At 69.0% G+C, this 21,013-nt stretch carries 20 protein-coding genes; 11 read left to right on the top strand and 9 right to left on the bottom strand.

Features of this window, described 5'->3' with window-relative positions; translation table 11 throughout:
- Positions 1-240: 240 nt before the first annotated feature.
- Entirely contained in the window at positions 241-828 is a 588-nt protein-coding gene (locus OG698_RS01000) for a transposase family protein (protein WP_406100842.1), read from the bottom strand.
- 554 nt (positions 829-1,382) lie between these two features.
- Entirely contained in the window at positions 1,383-2,078 is a 696-nt protein-coding gene (locus OG698_RS00995) for a TetR/AcrR family transcriptional regulator (protein ID WP_406100841.1), read from the bottom strand.
- Between the two features lie 262 nt (positions 2,079-2,340).
- Between OG698_RS00995 and OG698_RS00990 the strand changes: the two genes are divergently transcribed.
- Positions 2,341-2,883 (top strand): hypothetical protein, encoded by a 543-nt coding sequence (locus tag OG698_RS00990; protein WP_406100839.1) that lies wholly within the window; start codon positions 2,341-2,343, stop codon positions 2,881-2,883.
- On the opposite strand, the gene OG698_RS00985 is transcribed toward OG698_RS00990, so the two are convergent.
- Positions 2,828-3,082: a hypothetical protein gene (locus OG698_RS00985; RefSeq protein WP_406100838.1), complete on the bottom strand. Its 255-nt coding sequence runs from the start codon at positions 3,080-3,082 to the stop codon at positions 2,828-2,830. The two genes, OG698_RS00990 and OG698_RS00985, sit on opposite strands and share 56 nt — an antisense overlap.
- 475 nt (positions 3,083-3,557) lie before the next feature.
- Between OG698_RS00985 and OG698_RS00980 the strand changes: the two genes are divergently transcribed.
- Positions 3,558-4,409, top strand: a complete 852-nt coding sequence (locus OG698_RS00980) for a hypothetical protein (protein ID WP_406100837.1) — start codon at positions 3,558-3,560, stop codon at positions 4,407-4,409.
- Positions 4,410-5,156: 747 nt separating this feature from the next.
- Here the strand turns inward: OG698_RS00980 and OG698_RS00975 are convergent.
- Together OG698_RS00975 and OG698_RS00970 are read right to left on the bottom strand one after the other, a co-directional pair.
- A complete protein-coding gene (locus OG698_RS00975) occupies positions 5,157-5,495 on the bottom strand; it encodes a thioredoxin family protein (RefSeq protein ID WP_406100836.1) in 339 nt (112 codons plus the stop codon).
- A 557-nt stretch (positions 5,496-6,052) separates the two neighbouring features.
- Positions 6,053-7,192 carry a PucR family transcriptional regulator gene (locus OG698_RS00970; protein ID WP_406100835.1) on the bottom strand — a complete coding sequence of 380 codons (1,140 nt, stop codon included), beginning with the start codon at positions 7,190-7,192 and terminating at the stop codon, positions 6,053-6,055.
- Between the two features lie 86 nt (positions 7,193-7,278).
- Here OG698_RS00970 and OG698_RS00965 point away from each other — a divergent pair, with 86 nt between their 5' ends.
- The 4 genes from OG698_RS00965 to OG698_RS00950 all read left to right on the top strand — a co-directional run bounded on the left by OG698_RS00965 (position 7,279) and on the right by OG698_RS00950 (position 10,994).
- The gene (locus OG698_RS00965; protein WP_406100833.1) at positions 7,279-8,334 is read left to right on the top strand and encodes a ferredoxin reductase; all 1,056 of its coding nucleotides are present in this window, start codon (positions 7,279-7,281) and stop codon (positions 8,332-8,334) included.
- Positions 8,335-8,341: 7 nt separating this feature from the next.
- Positions 8,342-9,460 carry a fatty acid desaturase family protein gene (locus OG698_RS00960; protein ID WP_406100832.1) on the top strand — a complete coding sequence of 373 codons (1,119 nt, stop codon included), beginning with the start codon at positions 8,342-8,344 and terminating at the stop codon, positions 9,458-9,460.
- A gap of 253 nt (positions 9,461-9,713) precedes the next feature.
- A complete protein-coding gene (locus OG698_RS00955) occupies positions 9,714-9,953 on the top strand; it encodes a hypothetical protein (RefSeq protein ID WP_406100831.1) in 240 nt (79 codons plus the stop codon).
- Between the two features lie 708 nt (positions 9,954-10,661).
- The gene (locus OG698_RS00950; RefSeq protein WP_406100829.1) at positions 10,662-10,994 is read left to right on the top strand and encodes a MerR family transcriptional regulator; all 333 of its coding nucleotides are present in this window, start codon (positions 10,662-10,664) and stop codon (positions 10,992-10,994) included.
- A gap of 414 nt (positions 10,995-11,408) precedes the next feature.
- On the opposite strand, the gene OG698_RS00945 is transcribed toward OG698_RS00950, so the two are convergent.
- Entirely contained in the window at positions 11,409-11,708 is a 300-nt protein-coding gene (locus OG698_RS00945; RefSeq protein ID WP_406110742.1) for a hypothetical protein, read from the bottom strand.
- Between the two features lie 45 nt (positions 11,709-11,753).
- Entirely contained in the window at positions 11,754-12,278 is a 525-nt protein-coding gene (locus tag OG698_RS00940) for a SpoIIE family protein phosphatase (RefSeq protein WP_406100827.1), read from the bottom strand.
- Here OG698_RS00940 and OG698_RS00935 point away from each other — a divergent pair.
- Positions 12,224-12,925: a CBS domain-containing protein gene (locus OG698_RS00935; protein ID WP_406100825.1), complete on the top strand. Its 702-nt coding sequence runs from the start codon at positions 12,224-12,226 to the stop codon at positions 12,923-12,925. The genes OG698_RS00940 and OG698_RS00935 overlap by 55 nt on opposite strands.
- Before the next feature lie 151 nt (positions 12,926-13,076).
- Here the strand turns inward: OG698_RS00935 and OG698_RS00930 are convergent, their stop codons facing one another.
- The gene (locus OG698_RS00930; protein WP_406100822.1) at positions 13,077-13,730 is read right to left on the bottom strand and encodes a CBS domain-containing protein; all 654 of its coding nucleotides are present in this window, start codon (positions 13,728-13,730) and stop codon (positions 13,077-13,079) included.
- A gap of 41 nt (positions 13,731-13,771) precedes the next feature.
- Entirely contained in the window at positions 13,772-14,230 is a 459-nt protein-coding gene (locus tag OG698_RS00925) for a cyclic nucleotide-binding domain-containing protein (protein ID WP_406100820.1), read from the bottom strand.
- 195 nt (positions 14,231-14,425) lie between these two features.
- On the opposite strand from OG698_RS00925, the gene OG698_RS00920 reads away from it, so the two are divergent.
- The 4 genes from OG698_RS00920 to OG698_RS00905 all read left to right on the top strand — a co-directional run bounded on the left by OG698_RS00920 (position 14,426) and on the right by OG698_RS00905 (position 21,011).
- The gene (locus OG698_RS00920) at positions 14,426-14,608 is read left to right on the top strand and encodes a hypothetical protein (RefSeq protein WP_406100818.1); all 183 of its coding nucleotides are present in this window, start codon (positions 14,426-14,428) and stop codon (positions 14,606-14,608) included.
- A gap of 523 nt (positions 14,609-15,131) precedes the next feature.
- On the top strand, positions 15,132-17,573 hold the full coding sequence (gene ppsA, locus OG698_RS00915; protein WP_406100816.1) for a phosphoenolpyruvate synthase: 2,442 nt from the start codon (positions 15,132-15,134) through the stop codon (positions 17,571-17,573).
- A gap of 140 nt (positions 17,574-17,713) precedes the next feature.
- Positions 17,714-18,337 (top strand): hypothetical protein, encoded by a 624-nt coding sequence (locus OG698_RS00910; protein WP_406100814.1) that lies wholly within the window; start codon positions 17,714-17,716, stop codon positions 18,335-18,337.
- The gene (locus OG698_RS00905) at positions 18,327-21,011 is read left to right on the top strand and encodes a cation-translocating P-type ATPase (protein ID WP_406100812.1); all 2,685 of its coding nucleotides are present in this window, start codon (positions 18,327-18,329) and stop codon (positions 21,009-21,011) included. The genes OG698_RS00910 and OG698_RS00905 overlap by 11 nt, the downstream gene beginning before the upstream one ends.
- Positions 21,012-21,013: the final 2 nt, after the last annotated feature.

Here is a 21,013-nt window from a genome sequence, read left to right as displayed (position 1 = left end):
AGCCCCGGCTACGAGTACGTCTCTTCGTGCGATCATTTCTCTCGCCTTCCGCAGCCCGAGGGCGCCGATCATTTCCTCACGGGATGTTAGGGCGCGTACACAGCAGGTAGAGGAACGCTGCCCGGTGTGTCGTCAAGCTGTCGGGAGGGAACGGCGTGCGGGCTGGAATCGGCAGTAACGGCTAACGAGCTCGTGCACGGTAGGCAGTGAGACGTCGAAAACTTCAGTGGGGCTCGGGGTTCACAGCTGCCGTGCGGATTTGAGGTCCGTGGTCTGTTGGTGGGACAGCAGGCCGGCGACGGCTTGGACGGTGTCGCTCATGTGCTCGCGGCGGCCGAGGTGGCGGGTCAGGGCCCGCCAGTTCTTCAGGTGGGCGATGCCGTGCTCGACGCGGATGCGGCGTGAGGAGTGCGCTTTGCGCTGGCGCTCGTAGATCTCCTCGTACCAGTCCGGGGCGTTCTTCTTGAACTTGCGGTGCGGTGGCGTCACCACCCGTCCGCCGGTCTGAGCACCCAGACCCTGGTAGCCGGCATCGGCGAGGATCTCGACTGCGGGTCCGTCGGCCAGAAGCTTGACCAGCCCTAACTGGCGGGCGTGGGTGATGTCCGCGCAGCTTCCGGGCTTGGTCCGGCTGCAGAACAGCACGCGGCCTTCGTCGTCCGTGACCACCATGGATTTGACGGCGTTCTGCTTGTTCTTGCCGGAGATGAACTTGTCCCGGTCCTTGCGTTCGGCGGCCGGGCGGCGGACTCGGATCTCGGTGCCGTCAATGATGCCGGCCCACCCGGATACGACCTTGAGTCCGCCCCGCCGGAGGACGGCCGGCACTGCCCCTCCTGCCGCACCGACCTGCGCCAGCAGTACCCACCCCTGCGCCAAGCGGTCTTCGGGCGGCGCTCGCGCAGCAAGTAGCCCGGCCTCGCCGAACGTGATGCTGTCGGTTGAACTGGAACCTGAGAGGTGGGGCAGGTCAAGCTGGAACCCAAACCGTGGGGCAGGTCAACCTGTCACCCGACCCTGCATCAGACCCCTTCGGATGCGTCGAGGCAGACGAACAACGCTTCACGTGAGCTACCGGTGCCTACGCCGGCTGCCAGATCAGCTTGGTCCCAGGTCGACGCATCCGTGACCGTTGCATCGCTGATGCCATGAATGGTGAAGGCGCTCTCAGCCACCGGCGTCTGTGGATGCCCTGTGAGATGCGGGCGGTGTGTGACAGGACGGGTCGGGGCAGCCGGAAGGCGGCGGTGGGACGGCCCGTGGTCTTGCTGCCCGGGGTGCTGTTCGGGGTCTTCCCGGCCGGTCGGCCGAGGCACCGGTCCGGTGTGGCGCCGGTCCGGTGTGATGCGCAGCTGTTGTCGGTGGCCTCGTCTCTCGTGTGGTCAGGACTGCTCGCGGCAGCCCTCTTCGGTGCACTCGAGAGTGACGAGGGTCTGGTCGACCTGCTGGCTGGTCAGAGGAGGTTGGGGCAGTTCGTGGGCGCCCTCGGTGCGGAAGGCGTCGAGCATCAGGTGGAGGTGGCGGCGCCAGGCCTGGGGGGCGATGGTGCGTGTGGCCTGGATGATCCCGGCCTGGGACCAGATCACGAAGGCGATGTCCTGCGCGGTGACGTCGCCGCGCAGGACGCCCTGTTCCTGGGCGTTGCGCATGATCTGGACGCAGAGTTCCTTGGTGCGTTCGTACATCTTGCGGCCGGCCACGTGAAGGGGCAGCCGTGCCGAGACCAGGTCGTTGAAGGCGCGGTCGCAGGCCTGCAGCTTGCAGAGCTTCTCCAGGTAGCGGCAGAACCCCTCCCAGGCGTCGTCCATGGCCGCGGCTTCTTCCGCGGTGGCGAGCAGTTCCGTGTACTTCGCGTCGAAGAGTGTTTCGACCAGGTCGAGCCGGGTGGGGAAGTGGCGGTAGAGCGTACCGATCGCGACGCCGGCCTCGCGGGCGACGCCCTCCAGGGACGCCCCGAGGCCCTGCTCGGAGAAGGCCGTGCGGGCGGCGGCCACGATCGCGTCCCTGTTGCGCTGTGCGTCACGGCGCAGGGGTTTCGTCGGGGTCTCCGTCGCGGACGGGGCGTGGTGGTGGCTCATGGCTCGAGCGTAACATGAGGCCCCCCTCGAATTCGGTCGTTGTCACGTTTCCGATCGCAATCTCACCCCTCCGACGTGCTGTGATGAGCCTCACCACAAACATGAGGCACCCCTCGGGTACGGTGGCAGAGCCGAATGTGAGGCACCCCTCCGGATGACCTTGCGGCAAGCCGACTGACCCGGGATTTCCGGATCTCGGTTCACCTAGAAGCGGCGGCCGCCAGTTCGGCGAAACCGCGGCAGTCTCGCAAGGGAAATGACCATGAACAGCATGACCAAGCGCGTCTCGATCGCACTCGCCTCCACGGCACTGGCCGGGGGAGTCCTTCTCGGCGCCGGCGGCTCGGCGTCGGCAGCCACGACTTCGGTGCCCGTGCAGCACGCGCAGGACGTGTCCGCCACCTCCGCGACCAACAGCGAGCAAGCCGGCCGCCACACGGATGACGACCACCGTGGGCAGGACACTGTGGGCTACGTACGGGCTGCGGACCACGAGGGCGAAGCGGCCTCGTGGCGCAGTGTCAGTGCCGCCCGCTGGTACGAGGACCAGGTCGACGCGGCGGCCTCGTGGCGCGGTGTCAGTGCTGCCCGCTGGTACGAGGACCAGGTCGACGCGGCGGCCTCGTGGCGCGGTGTCAGTGCTGCCCGCTGGTACGAGGACCAGGTCGACGCGGCGGCCTCGTGGCGCGGTGTCAGTGCTGCCCGCTGGTACGAGGACCAGGTCGACGCGGCGGCCTCGTGGCACGGTGTCAGTGCCGCCCGCTGGTACGAGGACCAGGTCGTGTGGTCCCTGAACCACAGCTGACGTCATGGGCGGTGGTGGTGATGGTGTGCTGCGGGGCGGTGAGCGCGTCGGCCTTGACCGCCCACAGCGGGCCCTGTTGCTCGACTGCGATGAACGCGACGCGCTGCTCTTTGCCCTCCTTGCACGCGGCCTCGAACGCGGCGAGTCCGGTCGCGTCCGGGATCCGGTCGGCGGGGCAGGGCGTCGGCAGCGGCTCCATGACAAGCATCCTCCCAGGAGGCAGACAAAGGCGCGCCGCGTGGACGCGGAGCGTGTCCACGCGGGCAAAGCAATCGTTGAGATGGTGTGCGACAACGGCCGCCCCGGTTCCCCTTCCCCGGACCGCGTGACCGACAGCCCTGGCCTCTCCCCCTCGGGGGCACGGCCAGGGCTTCGCGCTGCGGGCGCTGTTCCTGCGGACCGGCCGAGATGGTGGACTGGTGGGGCTGCCCGACCGGCGGGTACCAACCACCACGGTCCGGCAGCCCTGGAGCGCGGCGCCGACGGGCGCCTGCGGGCTCCTGGGGGCTCCTGGGGGCTCCTGGGGGTGCGGTGCGGGTGCGGTGGGGCTGTGCCCGCACCGTGCGGAAAGATCACCGCACATGAGCACGAAGTGTCGCCGGTCGGGGTGAATGTGTCTTATATGCCGCACTTGTTGCGTCTGGCGTCTAGTTGGCCGGAAATGACCGCCCACTATGCCAGATGAGCGCACGATCGCGGGGGAACGTGTGCTGCGGATCGACGCGGACAAGAACCCGGAGGAGCACAAAATCGCACGATTGCGGGTGCTGCTGATCGACCTCGAAACAGCCTGGGAGTGCGGAGACCTGCTGCGCACCCTGGGCCGGGCCGACTACCTGCGCGAAGCCTGCCTCGGCCTCGTCAACGCCCTCACCCTGCGGACCCGGCAACCGGACGCCTTCGGCAAGGCACCACACACCCTGGAACAGGTCGGGCGGGTTCTCGGCCTGAGCAAGCAGGCGGTCGCCGACCGCGTGCGTGCCCTCGACCCCTTCGCCCCGCTCGCCGAGCCTGACGAGCCCATGGAGGCGGCCACCGTCACCCTCGGCCTGTACGCGGCCGATGTACACCGCGCCGCGGCCAAAGACCCCGCCTACGGGGTCCTGGTGGGCCAACTGGGATACGGCGAGCTGACTCGAGTCATCCGCATTCACCCGGATGTTGCCGCCGCCGCAGAGGCCTGCGAGACCCTGCACCTCGAGCACTGGGTCCGCGTCGGGCCGACCGAGACCGTCCCTCAGGACCGCAACACCGCCATCGTCGCCCGCCTTCCGGGCTTTCACCGCCCAGACCCCTCGACTGCAAGGTGGACGGCCAGTGGGAGATCCAGCTCGACCAGCACCAGATGCAACTCCTGCGCAAGACACTGGCCCAACCGGCACCGGGTGCAGGCCGCCGGACCGGGAGGGGCCCAACCTGACAGGCCGGTCCGGCAGCCTCGGTGGCCGGGCAGGCGGTCGAGGCTGCCGGCCGGTACAGCGGGTGCGGGCGCGGGGTGGAGGGGCACGCACCACGCTGGTCTATGAGCTGGGCCACGGGCAGCTGTCAGCCAGCTTGGCCCATTCCCGGTCCACCTGCCCCGGCACGACACGCCCCTGCGCCTGCCAGCGGGCGGCCAGCGCCGCGAAGATCGGCGCACCAGACGTGGGCGGAGTTTTGTCGCGGGTGACCGGCGCAGGCCGGGGCGTCATCGTGGTCACGCAGTCCTAACGCGCGAATCCGCCTGTGGTCACCGTGACGGCACCGACGCGATCGGCGAGGGCCTGGCGGCCGTCGCGTACGCGCTGCTGGACGTCGCGCAGGCGATCCGGGAGAACACCGAAGCACGCCAGTAGTAGGGGAGCGGCCCGGCAGCAGCATCGGCCGGACATAGGGCGCACCGCCGGGCCTCTCCGCGCAGCGTAGGCCAGCGCGCATCCCCGGCTCGGTCGCCGCAGGCTGGCCCTGTGGAGTACCCCGTCGCTGTCGCCCTCGCCGAGGCCTGCCGACGCTGCCCCGCGGCAAGGGCTGGTGGTACGAGATCAAGTTCGACGGGCACCGCACCGTCCTGTGGCGCGATGCCGAGACCGTCCGGCTACAGGCCCGGTCCGGGCGGACGGTCACCTCAGCGTGGATGGATCTGGCCGTGGCCGGCATGAACTCGCTACGCCCCGGCACGGTCTTCGACGGCGTTATGTGACCTGTGGGGGTGTCTCAGCCCCAAGGTGTCTCAGGCGGCGCAGCTCCATAGACGAGACGTGACGGGCGTCGCGGCCGCGTGCCGCAGCGGCCGCTCAGAGGTGACCGTCCAGGAACTTCCGTACCTCGGCGATGGTCATAGGCCCCGCGCCGTGCGCCACCGCCTCTCCCTCCTTCAGCAGGACGTAGGACGGGGCTCCGGTGATCCCGTATCGCTCGGTTGCGGCCGGACAACGCGTGATGTCGGTGCGGACGGCCGTCAGGCGGCCCGTGTAGTCGTCGGCGATGCCACCCACGACGAGGTCCATTACCCGGCAGGGCTCTATTGCCTTGGGCCATGTCCCGGTGAAATATGCGAGGACCGGAACTGCGCTCATCCCGAGGATGAAATTGAACTCCGCGTCCTCACGGGGTCGGTGAACCCGCTTCGCCATGGAAGCTCCTGACCTCATGTTCCGTCATTCCATCCCCATCATCCCTCGCGCGGTGTGCCAGGCCGGCCCGGTCGGCCGTCCGGCTGACCTGTCGGAAGGGAGGGGGCCGTCGCAGAACCACGGTGGTCCCCGGCGCGAGCGGCCCGGCCCCCCGCCCCTGGTGACCCGGCCTGGCCTCCCCGCCGGTCACTCAGCTGCAGCCCGGCGCGCGCCCGTGGGTCAGCTCGTGCCAGGACAGCGCCCTCCACGACGACATGAAAGCTGTTTTCCAGGGCATAGCGGCCCAGATCACCGACCAGATGCTCGATGAGCGCGTCGACGAGCGGGCGGGTGCGCATCGTCCACCGGATCCAGTCGACCGTATCCGCCACCGCGCTTCTCAGAGACAGCGCCCCCGACGGGCTTCCCGAGGCCTTGTCTGGTCTTCACATCAACCCCCGGTCTCAGCTGGCTCATACCGCTCTTCCCCGGGCCGCACGAGCCAGCTGATGGCACCGAGAACGAGGCGCGATTCCTGGACCGCTCGCGGACGCGGTCGTGGACGGTCGAAGTACGCGTCAGCTGACCTGAAGACCGACCGCCAGCGTCAGTTCAAGGACCCGGTGTGGCGATGCGAGATCCGGAAACAGCTCCCGCAGCTGCGACATCCGGTACCGGACTGTCTGGGGATGGACGAACAACGCCGCCGCCACCTCGTCCCGCCTGCCCTGGTGCAGCAGCCACGCCCGCAACGTCTCCTCCAGCCGCCGTGCGGTCGCGACAGGCAAGGTCCGCAACGGTGCGAGGGCTCGGGCACGCAGGTCTGCGAACGCGTCCACGTCGGCGCTCAGCACCAGCTCGGGCAGGTGGTCCTCGGTGTCGCGAATATCAGAGGAGAGGGAGCGCGCGCGTACGGCTCGTGCGTACGAGGCGGACGCACGGGTCCATGGCCGGGCCGGGCCGACCACGGAGGTGCGGTCGGTTAGCTGCCGCAAGAGATGTGATCGGTCAGCATCGGGGACGAGCAGCACACCGGTGGCATCCGGCAGATCGTCGAGGACGAGGGTGCTCGGGTCGAGAGTGCGGTAGGCAGGCCGGGCCTGGGCGGCGGGCAGCAGGACCGCGGTCAGCGAAACCGGAGGCTGCCACCCGGCCCGTTGAACAGAGGCCAGCAGCACGTCCGGGCTCGCGCCGGCGAGGAGGTCGCGGGCCAGGTGTTCCAGGTGGCGCTCGTGGGCCCTGCCCCGGGCGGCCAGTTCGTCGGCGTGGCCCGCGGCGCTCGCGGCGGAGAGCTCGTCGATGTAGGCGAAGGTCAGCTCGGCGAACTTGGCGACCTCGGCGGCGGGCAGACCTGCGGGTACGGCACCCGCTGCCAGGCATCGCCAGGCCACGCGGGCGCCGACGCGGTAGGCGCTGAGTAGGGCGTCCATCGAACGGCCGTCGCGCACCTCGCCGCGGCCCAACTCGTAGGCTGCGTCACCGGCGTCGCCGCCTGTGGCGTTCCCGCTCGCGAGGTCCAGGTAGTGCCCCAGGGCGGTGCGGACGGCTCGGCGGATGGTGCCGCCCATGCGGCCCGAAAGGGCGTTGGCGTAGGAAGGGACCTCGTCGATGATCGCCTGGACGACCTCGTCGGCGGTGGTCTTCAGCGCGGCCCGAAGTGCGGTGACCGTCGTCTCATCCAGGGCCAGTTCGCTGGCCCTCCGGATTGCATGGCTCACGTTTTGTTCCCTGCGAACAATTCAGCCGACCAGATTTACGTCCTGCGGTCAGGACTTTACGCCTTGAGGCGCAGCAAGCTGGAGCCATGACGAGTGCAGCCCTCCGCAGCAGGGCGTGGAAACTGCTGGAGATGGTCACGACGCCGCTGCTGCCGTCGGACTACCTCGACCTGGTCAGCCCGCTGCGTGCGGGCGCTGACCTGCGTGGGCGCATCGAGGCCGTGCACCCCGAGACGGGTGACGCCGCGACTATCGTGATCAGGCCGGGACGGGGCTGGCGCGGCCACACAGCCGGTCAGTACATGCGGATCGGGGTCGACGTCAACGGGGTGCGCCTGTGGCGTGCCTACTCCATCACCTCGCCTACAAACCGCCAGGACGGCCGCGTCACGATCACCGTGAAGGCGATCCCGGACGGCAAGGTCAGCAACCACCTGGTCCGCAGGGCGAAACCGGGCACGCTGATCCAGCTCGACCAGCCGACCGGTGACTTCGTGCTGCCGCAGGCCAAGCCCGCCAAGGTGCTCTACCTGACGGCCGGCAGCGGCATCACGCCCGTGATGGGCATGCTGCGCGACACCGAGTTCGACGACGTCGTCATGGTCCACTGCGCGCCACAGCCGCAAGACGTGATCTTCCGCAGCGAACTGCACGGCCTGGTCGCGGACGAGAAGCTGCGCCTCACCGAGGTGCACACCGACACGGACGGCATCCTCGACATCGCCCGTCTCGACGGACTCGTGCCCGACTGGGCCGAGCGCGAGACCTGGGCCTGCGGACCCGCGGGCCTGCTCGACGCCGCCGAAGAGCAATGGACCGCGCACGGCGTCCAGGAGCGCCTGCACACCGAACGCTTCCGCCCCCGCATCGTCGTCGCCGGTGACGGCGGCGAGGTCACGTTCAGCGCCAGCGGCAAGACCGTCGACGCGGACGGCGCCACGCCGTTGCTGGACGTCGGCGAGGAGGCGGGCGTGCTCATGCCCTCCGGGTGCCGCATGGGCATCTGCTTCGGCTGCGTCACGCCGCTCAAGTCGGGCGCCGTCCGCGACCTGCGCACCGGCGAGATCACCGAGGCCGAGCCGGGCGTCCTCATCCAGACCTGTGTGTCCGCCGCGGCGGGCCCTTGCGACATCGAACGGTAGGAGCACCTTGACCGCCATCGACCCCACCGCCCACCTGACCGCGGAGCAGATCGAACAGCTGGGGCGCGAGCTGGACGCGATCCGCGACGAGGTGATCGCCGACCGCGGCGAGAAGGACGCCGCGTACATCCGCAAGGTCATCTCGGCGCAGCGCAAGCTCGAGCTGGTCAGCAGGGGCGTGCTGCTGTTCTCGATCTTCCCGCCCGCGTGGCTGATCGGCACCGCCGGCCTGTCCGTGGCGAAGATCATGGACAACATGGAGATCGGCCACAACATCCTGCACGGCCAGTGGGACTGGATGCGGGACCCGAAGATTCACTCCACCACCTGGGAGTGGGATCACGTCTCGCCGTCCGAGCAGTGGAAGCACTCGCACAACGAGCTGCACCACACGTACACCAACGTGATCGGCAAGGACAACGACCTCGGCTACGGCATCATGCGCGTCGACGAGGACCAGAAGTGGCACCCGTTCCACCTCGGCCAGCCGCTGTGGAACTTCATCAACGCCTGCTTCTTCGAGTACGGCATCGCAGCGTACGACCTGGAGCTCGGCAAGAACCTGCACAAGCGCCGCCGCAAGAACCCGGAGTTCCGCGCGCGGGCCAAGGCCGTGGGCCGCAAGATCCGCAAGCAGGTGCTCAAGGACTACGTGATCCACCCGCTGCTGTCGGGCCCGTCGTTCCTCACCACGCTCGCCGCCACGTTCACCGCGAACCTGGTCCGCAACATCTGGACCCACTCGGTGATCATGTGCGGGCACTTCCCCGAGGGCGTGCAGGTCTTCGAGCGCCGGTCGATCCAGGGCGAGACGCGCGGCCAGTGGTACCTGCGCCAGATGATGGGCTCGGCGAACATCAGCGGCAGCAAGGCCATGCACTTCATGACCGGCAACCTGTCGCACCAGATCGAGCACCACCTGTTCCCGGACCTGCCGAGCAACCGGTACGCCGAGGTCGCGGTGAAGGTGCGCGCGCTGTTCGAAAAGTACGAGCTGGAGTACGTCACCGGGCCGCTGCCCAAGCAGGTGTTCTCCGCGTGGCACAAGGTCTTCCGGCTCTCGCTGCCGAACAACAAGCCCAAGGTCAAAACGCCGGACCGCGAGCAGGAGCTCGTCGCCGCCTGATTCCCGGTATTGGTTCAGCCGTACCGGCGGCACCGCCGGGTTCGGTGAGATCCGTTGCGGACGGTGGGCGACCGCGACGTCAGACCGTACGACACGGGATCCGGGGCAGGCCGGGGACTCCACGAAACGGGGTGCAGCTCATCCCGCTTCGATCACCTCGTTGACGTCGAATCCGTCCACCATCCCGAAGCCGAGGCCTGGGCGCCTTCTCCCCGCTCAGAAACCACTCCCGGCGGCTGGGCCTCGCCCCGGGGTGGCCCGGGCCTTCGCGCAGCTGATGCGCCGACTCGGCTACCACCGCTACGCCGCCCATGGGGGCGACCTCGGCTCACAGGTCTCCCGGCAGCTGGCGATCACCGACAGCGAGCAGGTGATCGGCATTGCTCTCGCCCTTCCGCTGTTTGAGGTCGAATATCTCGCTGTCGACCACGCTGAAATCTATGTCGGCCAGAGTAGACATTGGGTGGTGGCGTGGTTATGGTTTCTCTCGTAGCCAAAAGGTCAGCAGGGCCTGGCAGAGATGAACTGCCGGGCAGTGGTGCAGAAGTTGCAGTGCGTAGGACGGTGTGGTGGTGGAGTTCCGAAGCCAGGGTTGTTGCAGAACGGCGACGGGGCTGACGACCGGACCGGGTGGCCCGCAGTGATCAGGGGCCGCCGCCGGCGGGACCGCGGTCAACAGCGGCGGTACCCGTCAGTGCAAGTTCGCAGTACCCAGCAGTGAAATTGGTGAGCAGTACCTCGGTGAAGGCGTCGGCTGCGGGCGCGCGCACCGGGAGGTTCGGCAGTGGGGTTCTAAGCCAGAGCAGACGCAGGACGGGCGACGGGGCTGGCTGCCGAAGAGTGGCGCTGCCACAGGCCACGCAGCAGTTCGCAACACCAGCAGTACGCAGTAGAGCAGTACCAGCAGTATCAAGTCCCCCCGTTTAGTAAGTGGTTGATCACCGAGGGAAGAACGGAGGAACGAGCGCCATCAGGATCGCCCGGGCGGAGTGTTGAGCCCGGGTACCGCAGGACATCGATAGTGAGGTGGTCTCCGGTCAAGCAACCGCGATCCCCGCGTCCCCGACAACTCCCAGGTCGGGTCAGCGGACACAGAAGGCCGGCGCAGTTCCAGGGCCGGCAGATGGTGTGAATGTTCCTTCGGGGCCCTGGTGCCATATGGCACCAGGGCCCCTCAAGCGTGTTCCACAGAGAGGTGCAAATGACAGCAGACGACTCGTTCGACCGTCTCGAGGACGAGGACTACCCCGCCTACACGATGGGCCGGGCCGCCGAAATGCTCGGCACCACCCAGGGCTTCCTCCGTGCCATCGGTGAAGCCCGTCTCATCACCCCGCTGCGCTCCGAGGGCGGCCACCGCCGCTACTCCCGCTACCAGCTGCGCATCGCCGCCCGCGCCCGGGAACTCGTCGATCAGGGCACCCCCATCGAGGCCGCCTGCCGCATCATCGTCCTCGAGGACCAGCTCGAAGAGGCCCAGCGCATCAACGCTGAATACCGCCGCGCCGAGTCGGGTTCACCGCCTGCGAGCTGAGGCGGCAACGGTCATTGGGCACCGGCAGGTCCTGCGCACACCTGCCGGGGGTGGGGCACAGGGGCGTTTTCCCGATGGTGACAGGGTGTGAGGGCGCGTAGCGTTTAGGTCAGATGTCGCGGTTCGGAAGTTCCCTATTGTCCGCGCTTCGGCGTGGGTGTTCTGCTGTGCAGTGCCGCAGGAACCAGGAGGACCACCTCCGCCTTCCGCATGGTGCGGGAGGCGTTCGCGAGCGGCAAACGATGCATGCACCAGGAGTCCGCACGCTAAGCCCAATGTGGCGTGGACGCCATCCGACCGTGAACCCGCGATCACCTGCTGCGTGACCAGCGTGAAGCTCGTGCCGGGAATCAATGTCAGGAGTGTGATTGCAGCCATGAAGCCGAATACCAGATGCCACTGCACCCAACGAGCCTACGCAACGGGCATGCGCCAAACCCCCAGTTCGCCCCGACCAGTTCGGGGCGGGCCGGACCGGGACCAACTGCCCCTGCATCGACCTGAAGATCTTTTGCGGGACAGCCCAAGGGCGCGGAGCGTGTGCGGCCCGGTCGGCCGGCAGGGCCTGCTGCTCGGGGGTGGGAGCATCGGCTGGACGGCGCGGAAGCGGGGCTCCTCGGACTCGGGCAGCCTCAGGAAGAAGTCCATGCCGTACGGCGCGCGCACCCGCTCCTCGCACACCTCCCGGAGCGTGTGCCCCGTGGCCCGGCGCACCACCTCGCCGGTGAGCGCGCCGATCACCAGGGCGTGGTAGCCGTTCTAGTCAGCGGCGGGGTGGATGCGGGCCAGAAGGAGGGCGATGTCGTCGTCCATCGGTCCGTCCGGGGCCAGGGTGTCGACGACCGATGTGCATAGGTCGTCCAGACTGGAAATGGGGCCGGCGAGAGCGGTGCGCAGCCGCTGCAGTCCCCGGTCGACGTCGTGCTCCGTCTCGATCAGACCGTCGCTGTACAGTGCGGGGTGCCGTACATGATGACTCCATAAGGTCTGCGTCGGTCCTGCCGATTCCAGCCTGTGCCGGTGAGGGAGGGCTGACCAGGGACCACCTGGCCCCTCGGTCGGGCCGTACGGTTTCAGGCGGCTGACGTGGACGGTGTCAGTGGGAGCCGGTCGCGCTTGGGGCAGGGCCGGCGGTCGAGTGTGTCGGGCCCACTCGGCCCATGCCCGGGACGGGTCCGAGGCCGCAGCCTGAAAGTGTCCGAGACGACACCCGAGCCCTGGAGGATGCCATGAACGGCACTCCGACCCTTGTGAACGACGTGATGACGCACCGGGTCGTCGCACTGCGGACAGGCGCGGCCTTCAAGGACATAGTCAAGGCCATACGCGACTGGCGGGTGAGCGCGCTCCCGGTGCTGGACGACGCCGCACACGTCGTCGGCGTTGTCTCCGAGGCCGATCTGCTGCCCAAGGAGGAATACAGCGGAGGAGATGTCGGCCGCTACGGGCAGGTGCAGGACCTCGCGGATGTCCGCAAGGCGGACGCTGTGACTGCGGGCGAGCTGATGACCGCTCCTGCCGTCACCGTGGCGCCCGACGCCACCCTTGCCCACGCCGCACGCGTCATGGCACGCAACCAGGTCAAGCGGCTGCCGGTCGTCGGCGGCGACGGGACTCTGGAGGGCATCGTCAGCCGCTCCGACCTGCTGAAGATCTTCCTGCGGGACGACGAGGCCATCGTCGAGGAGGTGCGGCGCGATGTCGTCGTTCGGCTCTTCGGCACCCATACGGAAGCGATCGGGGTCGAGGTCCACGACGGTGTCGTCACGCTTGCCGGCCACGTCCACGAAACCGCCCTCATCCCACTCGCCACTCGCCTCGCACGGGCCGTGCCTGGTGTGGTGTCCGTGCAGTGCGCACTGGTCGGCATGCCCCGCCACCCGGACCTCGACCCCGACCTCCCGGGCACCGGCCGGGCCGTCACGCCCTGAGTCCGGGCCGTCGGCACAAAAGGGCGGCAACGATGCCACGGCTGTCGCCCAGGGTCGATGCGCGCCAGCGGTCCGGACCGCTGGCGCGCATCGACCCTCGATTGCATCGACCCTCGATTCTGGGCGGGCGGCAGACGTTCGCCGCGCCGGTTCATGCCCGGTCGGCTGCGGTGAGTCGGCAGTCCACGCCCACGATGCCCTCGACGCCTCGCACCAGGCGCGCGGCAAGCGGAATGCGGGTGGCGTCCTGGACCCGTCCGGTCAGGGTCCCGACGCCGTCGACCACTGTGATGTGCACGGGCTCGACCGGGGCCGGGAACAGGACGTCGAGAACGTCCCGCCGTATCTCGTCGGCGAGGTCGTTGTCCGGGCGCAGGAACACCTTCAGTAGATCGCCACGGCTGACAACGCCTTCGAGTACCCCCTCGGCATTCACCACGGGCAGTCGCTTGACGTGCCGGAGCGCCATGATGCGGGCCGCCTCGGCGAGTGTGGCGCCCTCGTGGACGGTGACGGCCGGCGTACTCATCAGCTCCTCGGCGTACACCGCCCCGGCCTTGGCCATGTCGGCCAGGCGATGCAACTGGGTGTACCGGTCCGGATCGCTGTCCCGGAACTCCTCCTTGGGCAGCAGATCGGCCTCGGACACCACCCCGATCACCCGGCCATCGCCCTCCAGCACGGGTACGGCGCTGACCTTCCACTGCTCCATGCGTTCGACGAGGTCCTTGAACCGGGTCTTGCGGCCCACGGCGACGACGGCGCGCGTCATCACGTCACTCACACGGTGAGGGCTGGTGTCCATGTTCTCCTCCTCGGAACGCCGGCGACGACGGGTCACTGCGGTCATGCCAGACCACCGCTGCCGTGAGGGGCGTAGAGGTCGAGCAGCCGGATTCGGGAGGCGTGCAGCCGGTCGGCGACCACGAGCCCGACCCAGACCGCGATCACCCGGCCGAACTCGGGGTCCTCGGCGCACGCCGCCCGCACGGCCTCCGCATCGAACTCCCAGGCCCGCACCGGGCTCATCGCCTCGGCGCCCAGGTGCCAGATGTACGGCGGGAAGTGCCAGGACCAGCCGACCAGTTCGCCGTGCCCGAGCGTCTCGACGACGGCGGGCCGCGGGCCTGGCACGCGCACGTCCAGAGCTACGGTGCCGGTTCGCACGATCCAGAAGTGGTCGGCTCGCCTGCCCTCCTCGAACAAGCGGGCCCCGGCCTCGAAGGAGACCTCACGGGCGAATTGCATCAGCCGTTCGCGGTGTCCGGCGGGGAGGGCCGCGTTCATGGTGGTGGCGGTTGTCATCACGCCGGCTCCCTTCATTGCTCCTGCTCCCAGGGTGGGCGCGCCGAGCCCCCACCACCACGGGCCGCACGGGCCCGACCGGGGTCCTTTCGGCCCGGGTGCACATCCACGGCCCACCGAGGGGGCGTTGGAGTCGTCGGGTCGGTGAGCGGACACAGGAGGGTGGGGGACAGACTGGTCGTATGAGTGCCGCGTATGGCGTCGAGCCGAGCAGGCCGGCCGAGTGGTGCGGAGCTGTGGTCGGCGTGGGGTGGCCGCAGCGGGCAGGTGACCGAGTGGAGCTTTCTCGTCCCGCCGAGCAAGGTGGCCCGCGGGCTGAGAGGGCTGTTGGAGCCGGCGGCGGCCGACGCCGCCGTGGACGAGGCCGGGATGCGGTAGCGCTTCGAGGTTGCCTTGCCCAGGAGTCCGGCCCTGGCCTGAGCAGTCAGCGTGGCCTAGGCGTCGGCGACCTCGTCGGCGTCGGCGTGCTCGGAATCCTTGCGGCGTACATCTTGCTGATGAGGCGGAATCTGGCTCCTTGACTCGGCCGTGAGGCGGGCGGCCGGAGGCGTGGATCGGCGGCTGGAGGGGGACCGCAAGGGGTGTCATCAGCTCCGCAGCGCAGGAAGCGCGGCCGCCACGCTCCGGGGGTATGGGCCGATCGGTCCCTCCCTGGTACGGCCCACTCGGCCCCTTCCTCCTGCCCCCTCGGCACTGCGACCCGGGCACCGCACGGCGCGATCGTGGAATCCGGACACTGCTCGGGATTCCGCCCGTGAAGAGGTGAGGACGATGCAGCGCCTTCGGATCCAGGCCCGGCCGAAGCAGCCGCACAAGCCCGCGCCGCCGGACCTGTGCACCCCGTCCGGCCGCCTGCTGCCTTACTGAGCACGCCATCACCTCGCCTACGACGGAGGACGTCATGGCCACGACTGCTCGAGTCATCCCCTTCGCAGAACTCGGCCGTCAGGATGTCGGCCGTGTGGGCGGGAAGAACGCCTCCCTGGGAGAGATGACCGCCCACCTGGCCTCCGCCGGTGTGCGTGTGCCTCCCGGGTTCGCCACGACGGCCGACGCGTACGGAGAGCTGCTGGGAGGACACGGGCTGCGCGGGCGCATCGACGAGCAACTCGGACGGCTCCACGAGGGGGCGGCGTTGGAAGAGGTGGCGGCTGCGATCCGAGCGATGATCCTTGCCGAGCCGCTGCCGGCGGAGTTGCGCACCGAGATCGTCTCGTCCTACGAGCAACTCGCCCGTGACCAGGGGCGGCACGAACCCGAGGTTGCCGTGCGCAGTAGCGCCACGGCCGAGGATCTGCCGGAAGCGAGCTTCGCAGGGCAGCAGGAGACCTACCTGAACGTGCGCGGGACCGCCCGGCTGCTGGAGGCGGTCCACCGCTGCTACGCGTCGCTGTTCACCGACCGTGCGATCGACTACCGGGAGCGGATGGGATTCGACCACCTTTCTGTCGCGCTGTCCGTAGGAGTCCAGGTGATGGTCCGCTCGGACCTCGCGGGCGCAGGTGTGATGTTCACCCTCGACCCGGAGAGCGGCTTTCCCGAGGTCACCGTCGTGAGCGCGGCATGGGGGCTGGGGGAGACGGTCGTCAGTGGTCAGGTCGACCCCGACGAGTACACGGTGTTCAAACCGAGCATGAAGGATGCGTCGCTGGACCCGGTGATCGACGTACGGATCGGCGCGAAGCGGCAGAAGGCCGTCTATGCGGAACAAGGGATGACCCAGACCGTCGACACGATGGGAGAGGAGCGTTCGCGGCGGGTCCTGACCGATGCGGAAGTCCGGCTCCTGGCGGGCTGGGCCCTGACTGTCGAGGAACACTACGGCTGCCCCATGGACCTGGAGTGGGCCAAGGACGGCCTGACCGGAGACCTGTGGATCGTGCAGGCCCGGCCCGAGACCGTGCAGTCCCGGCGTCGCGTCTCGACCCTGCGCCGCTGCCGGCTGACTGCTCAGCCGGGTGAAGCCCTCGTCGAGGGCATCGCAGTCGGTGAGGCCATCGGACGAGGCCCGGTTGTCGCTCTTGACTCGCCGGTGGGCCTGGATCGCTTCCCGGCCGGGGGAGTGCTTGTCACCGGCATCACGGATCCCGACTGGGAGCCGATTATGAAGCGGGCCTCTGCGATCGTCACCGATCATGGGGGCCGCACCTCGCACGCCGCCATCGTCAGTCGAGAGCTCGGCGTCCCCGCGATCGTCGGCACCGGCCGCGCGACCGAGGTACTGGGCGACGGCCTGGACGTGACCGTCTCCTGTGCCGAAGGCGGCCGTGGCCGGGTGTACGCGGGACTGCTCGACTACCAGGAGACCGAGACCGACCTCGCCGAACTGCCGGTCACCCGGACCCGGATCATGCTGAACCTCGCCGATCCGTCGGCGGCTTTCCGCTGGTGGCGGCTGCCCGCCGACGGAGTGGGGCTCGCCCGACTGGAGTTCATCGTCGCGCATCAGGTCAAGGCCCACCCGATGGCGCTCCTGCACCCCGAACGACTGGACCACCACGATCGCTGCGCCATCGACCAGCTCACCGAGGGCTACCTCGACCGGGCACAGTACTTCGTCGACCGTCTCGCTTACGGAATCGCCCGGATCGCGGCTTCCCGCTGGCCCTCCCCGGTTGTCGTCCGCACCAGCGACTTCAAGACCAACGAGTACGCGCGTCTGCTGGGCGGCCGTCCCTTCGAACCGTCCGAAGCGAACCCGATGATCGGGTGGCGCGGCGCGAGCCGCTACTACAGCGACGGGTATCGGGAAGGGTTCGCCCTGGAATGCCGCGCGTTGCGCCGCGTCCGCGAATCGATGGGCCTGACCAACGTCATCGTCATGATCCCCTTCTGCCGGACCCTCGAAGAGGCGGACCGCGTCCTGGAGGTCATGGCCCAACAGGGCCTGCAACGTGGTGAGAACGGGCTCAAGGTGTACGTCATGGCCGAGATCCCCGCCAACATCATCCTGGCCCGGGACTTCGCCGAACGCTTCGACGGCTTCTCCATCGGCAGCAACGACCTCACCCAGCTCACCCTGGGCGTCGACCGCGATTCCGAGGCCCTTTCACACGTCTTCGACGAGAGCAACCCCGCCGTCACCCGCAGCATCGAGATCCTGGTGTCGCGCGCGCAGGCCGTCGGCCGCACTGTCGGCCTGTGCGGCCAACGGCCCAGCGATGACCCCGACTTCACCGAGTTCCTGGTGGACGCGGGCATCGACTCGATCTCCGTCGCCCCGGACAGCTTCGCCACCGTGAAGCAGCACGTGGCCGCCGCCGAACTGAACCGACACGGCACGGACCGAATGAGCCCGGCCGAACCCGGAAAACCCCGGGTGGGCGTGTCGTCGGGCGGATGAGGAGCCGACCATGCCACGAACAAAGCTGTCGCCAAAGATGAGAAGCCGGCGTTCCGTTCGGCGCGGCCCCCACCACATCAGCGCCGAGCTCGCTGGCCTCCACTGAGCGACCCGGCCACGCCACAGGGCGGAGGGACGACATGTTCGAGGCTCGACCGCGGAACGGACCGTTGCGACGGCTGCTCGGTCGCCGCTCCAGCGACCTGAGGCGCACGGCCGACCGTGCCCGTGGCCACTGGCTCGTAGCCTTGGCGCTCTCGCCGCTCATCGCCGTGCTCTGCGCAATCGCCATCGGGGTGGCTGTCTGGCACACCGAAACCCACGCGGCCCATGCGGAGGCCCTGCACCGGCACCGGGTCTCGGCGACGACGCTCGGAGAGGCTCACAGCACGTTCCCCGCACGTTTCAACAGCACCCGGACGGCCACAGCACGCGCGGCCTGGACATATCCCGCATCCCACCGGCACACCGCCACCATCCGGGTCGCGGCCGGCACGCCTGTGGGCGGGACGGTCGGGGTGTGGGTCGATCACGCGGGCAGGGAAGCGTTGGCCCCGCGGTCCGACGGCGAACTCGCCTCCAACGCCGTTGGCACCGGGGCCGCTGCATTCGGGGTACTCGCCCTCTCCGCTGCCGGAGCCGTCGGTCTCAGGCTCCGACGTGTCGAAGCGCGCAGCCTGGCCGAGTGGGACCGCGAGTGGCAACTCGTGGAGCCACGCTGGTCCGGACGGATGCGCAAGGAACCGGGAGCGGATGATGACTGAAGCCGTCACCACCCCTCCGTCCGCCGGCCAGGAACCGCTCCTGAATCCGGACCCTTTGGAGCCGCTGCCGCTCCTACGGCGAGAGCTCGGGACGGAGGCGCGTGGGCTGTCGGCGCGTGAGGCGGCCCGCCGCCTCGCCGTCTACGGACTCAACGAGGTCCGTCGCAAGGCCCGCACCTCTCTGTGGCGTGAACTTGTTCGGCAGCTGGCTCACCCCTTGGCCCTGCTGCTCTGGGCGGCGGCTGCGCTCGCGTTCGTCGCAGGTATTCCCGTGCTCGGTTGGGCCATTGTCGCCGTGGTTCTCGTCAACGCGGCGTTCGCGCTCCTCCAGGAACGGCAGGCCGAGCAGGCGGTGGAGACTCTGGCGAAGTACCTGCCTGAGCATGCACTGGTGATCCGCGACGGCCGGCCCTCGGCCGGGGAGGCAAGAGAACTGGTTCCGGGCGACCTTGTCGTGCTCGAAGAGGGCGCCAAGGTTCCCGCCGACGCGCGACTGACCGAGGGAGGCATCGAGGTCGACCTGTCGATGCTGACCGGCGAGTCCGCACCGGCCGAACGCGTCGTCGGCCCCGGACTCATCGGGGCGCCACTCCTGCAGGAACCCAACCTTGTGTTCAGCGGCACCATATGCACCGGGGGTCAGGCCCAGGCGATCGTGTTCGCCACCGGAAACCACACGGAACTCGGTCGCATCGCTGCACTGAGTCAGCGCACCCGGCGCGACCCCAGCCCTCTTGAACAGCAGGTCAAGAAGGTCGCATGGCTCATCGCAGCCGTCGCAGTCGCCATGGGCGGGGTGTTCCTGGTGGCCGGTGTCGCCGTGGGCCTGCCCGTGACCGACACTCTCATGTTCGCGATCGGCCTGCTGGTCGCCAACGTCCCCGAAGGGCTTCTGCCGACCATCACCCTCGCACTTGCCGTCGGGGTACGCGTACTCGCCAGGCAAGGAGCTGTGATCAAACGCCTGAGCGCCGTCGAAACCCTCGGCTCCACCAACGTCATCTGCACGGACAAGACCGGAACCCTCACCCAGAACCGCATGCGGCTCCAAGCCGTGTGGACGCCGGAGCACGGAAGAGAACCCGGCCCCTGGGACGGAGAGATGGTGCGGACCAGCGCGATGTGTACGACGGTCACACGGGACGAAGAAGGCGAACTCCACGGCGACCCGACGGAGATCGCCCTGGTCGACGGCGCCGCCGCCCACGCCGCTCCCCTCGACCTCGCCGACCGTGACACCAGGCGCCGGGCCCTCTTCCGCTTCGATCCCCGCCTGCGTCTCATGTCCGTAGTCCATGCCGATGACAAGCAAGGTCTGCGCATCATCGTCAAGGGCGCGCCGGAGACCGTGTTGCAGACAGTGGAAGGCAGTTCGGAGTCCGCGGCAGCCGCGGCTGAGGCACTCGCTCGCGAAGGAATGCGCGTCCTGGCGGTCGCCGCTCGAAGACTTCCGGCCGGCGCCGAGGCGCCGAGCCGTCGCGAGGACGCGGAGACGGGGTTGCGCCTGCTGGGGCTCGTCGGCCTGTACGACCCACCGCGCGAAGAGGTCGCCGCCGCCGTCCGGCGCTGCCACGGGGCAGGACTCCGCGTGCACATCGTCACCGGTGACAACGGCGCCACCGCCGCAGCTGTCGCCCGAGAGGTCGGCATCGGTCTGCCTCGTCTGCACGTGGTGGCACAGTCCGAGACGATCGCCGACCACGAACTCGACGAACTCCTCGCCTCGGCAGACACCGAAGTGGTCTTCGCCCGCTCCTCACCCGAGACCAAACTGAAGGTGGCCGACGCCCTGCGCGCCCACGGCCAGATCGTCGCCATGACCGGGGACGGCGTCAACGACGCCCCCGCCCTGCACCGCGCCCACATCGGCGTGGCGATGGGCCTCTCCGGCACGGACGTCGCCCGAGAAGCGTCCACCATGGTGCTGACCGACGACAACTTCGCCACCATCGTCACGGCGATCGAATCGGGCCGCCGTGTCTACGACAACGTACGCAAGTTCATCGTCTACATCTTCGCCCACCTCACTCCCGAGGTCGTCCCCTTCCTGGTCTTCGCGCTGTCGGCCGGCACCGTCCCACTACCGCTGACCGTCCTCCAGATCCTCGCCATCGACCTCGGCACTGAGACTCTCCCCGCCCTCGCTCTCGGCCGCGAACGAGCCGAGCCGGGCACCATGAGCCGCCCGCCCCGACCCAGTTCGCAAGGGGTCATCTCCCGCGACATGCTCATCCGCAGCTGGTGCTACCTCGGCACGGTGTCCGCCGTCCTGGTGATGGGCGCGTTCTTCTACGTGCTGTGGCGGGCCGGGTGGCACCCGGGCGACCCCACCGGTGCGGGCGACCCGCTGCATCACGCGTACATCACCGCCACCACAGCCACGTTCGCCGGAATCGTCACCTGCCAGGTCGGCACAGCGGTGGCCGCCCGCACCGACCACGCGGCCCTGCGCGACATCGGCCTGTTCACCAACCCCCTGCTCCTGGCCGGCATCGCCTTCGAACTCGCCTTCACCGCAGCCCTCGTGTACGCGCCGCCGCTGCAAGGCCTGTTCGGCACCGCCGCCCTGCCGCTCAATGTCGTCGCCCTCATCGCCACCTTCCCCGTCCTCGTCTGGGGAACCGACGAACTGCGGCGATGGCTCAGGCGCGCCGACCACCGCACGAAGCCCTGACA

Source organism: Streptomyces sp. NBC_01003 (assembly GCF_045162695.1).
Taxonomy (GTDB): domain Bacteria; phylum Actinomycetota; class Actinomycetes; order Streptomycetales; family Streptomycetaceae; genus Streptomyces.
This window is presented reverse-complemented; position numbering and strand designations above follow the sequence as displayed.

Bases quoted from the DNA above. Each gene is read 5' to 3' on its own strand.
- OG698_RS00995 (WP_406100841.1), bottom strand. From the start codon at position 2,078: ATGAGCCACCACCACGCCCCGTCCGCGACGGAGACCCCGACGAAACCC.
- OG698_RS00990 (WP_406100839.1), top strand. From the start codon at position 2,341: ATGAACAGCATGACCAAGCGCGTCTCGATCGCACTCGCCTCCACGGCA.
- OG698_RS00985 (WP_406100838.1), bottom strand. From the start codon at position 3,082: ATGGAGCCGCTGCCGACGCCCTGCCCCGCCGACCGGATCCCGGACGCG.
- OG698_RS00980 (WP_406100837.1), top strand. From the start codon at position 3,558: ATGCCAGATGAGCGCACGATCGCGGGGGAACGTGTGCTGCGGATCGAC.
- OG698_RS00975 (WP_406100836.1), bottom strand. From the start codon at position 5,495: ATGGCGAAGCGGGTTCACCGACCCCGTGAGGACGCGGAGTTCAATTTC.
- OG698_RS00965 (WP_406100833.1), top strand. From the start codon at position 7,279: ATGACGAGTGCAGCCCTCCGCAGCAGGGCGTGGAAACTGCTGGAGATG.
- OG698_RS00950 (WP_406100829.1), top strand. From the start codon at position 10,662: ATGACAGCAGACGACTCGTTCGACCGTCTCGAGGACGAGGACTACCCC.
- OG698_RS00935 (WP_406100825.1), top strand. From the start codon at position 12,224: ATGAACGGCACTCCGACCCTTGTGAACGACGTGATGACGCACCGGGTC.
- OG698_RS00930 (WP_406100822.1), bottom strand. From the start codon at position 13,730: ATGGACACCAGCCCTCACCGTGTGAGTGACGTGATGACGCGCGCCGTC.
- OG698_RS00925 (WP_406100820.1), bottom strand. From the start codon at position 14,230: ATGACAACCGCCACCACCATGAACGCGGCCCTCCCCGCCGGACACCGC.
- OG698_RS00920 (WP_406100818.1), top strand. From the start codon at position 14,426: ATGGCGTCGAGCCGAGCAGGCCGGCCGAGTGGTGCGGAGCTGTGGTCG.
- ppsA (WP_406100816.1), top strand. From the start codon at position 15,132: ATGGCCACGACTGCTCGAGTCATCCCCTTCGCAGAACTCGGCCGTCAG.
- OG698_RS00910 (WP_406100814.1), top strand. From the start codon at position 17,714: ATGTTCGAGGCTCGACCGCGGAACGGACCGTTGCGACGGCTGCTCGGT.
- OG698_RS00905 (WP_406100812.1), top strand. From the start codon at position 18,327: ATGATGACTGAAGCCGTCACCACCCCTCCGTCCGCCGGCCAGGAACCG.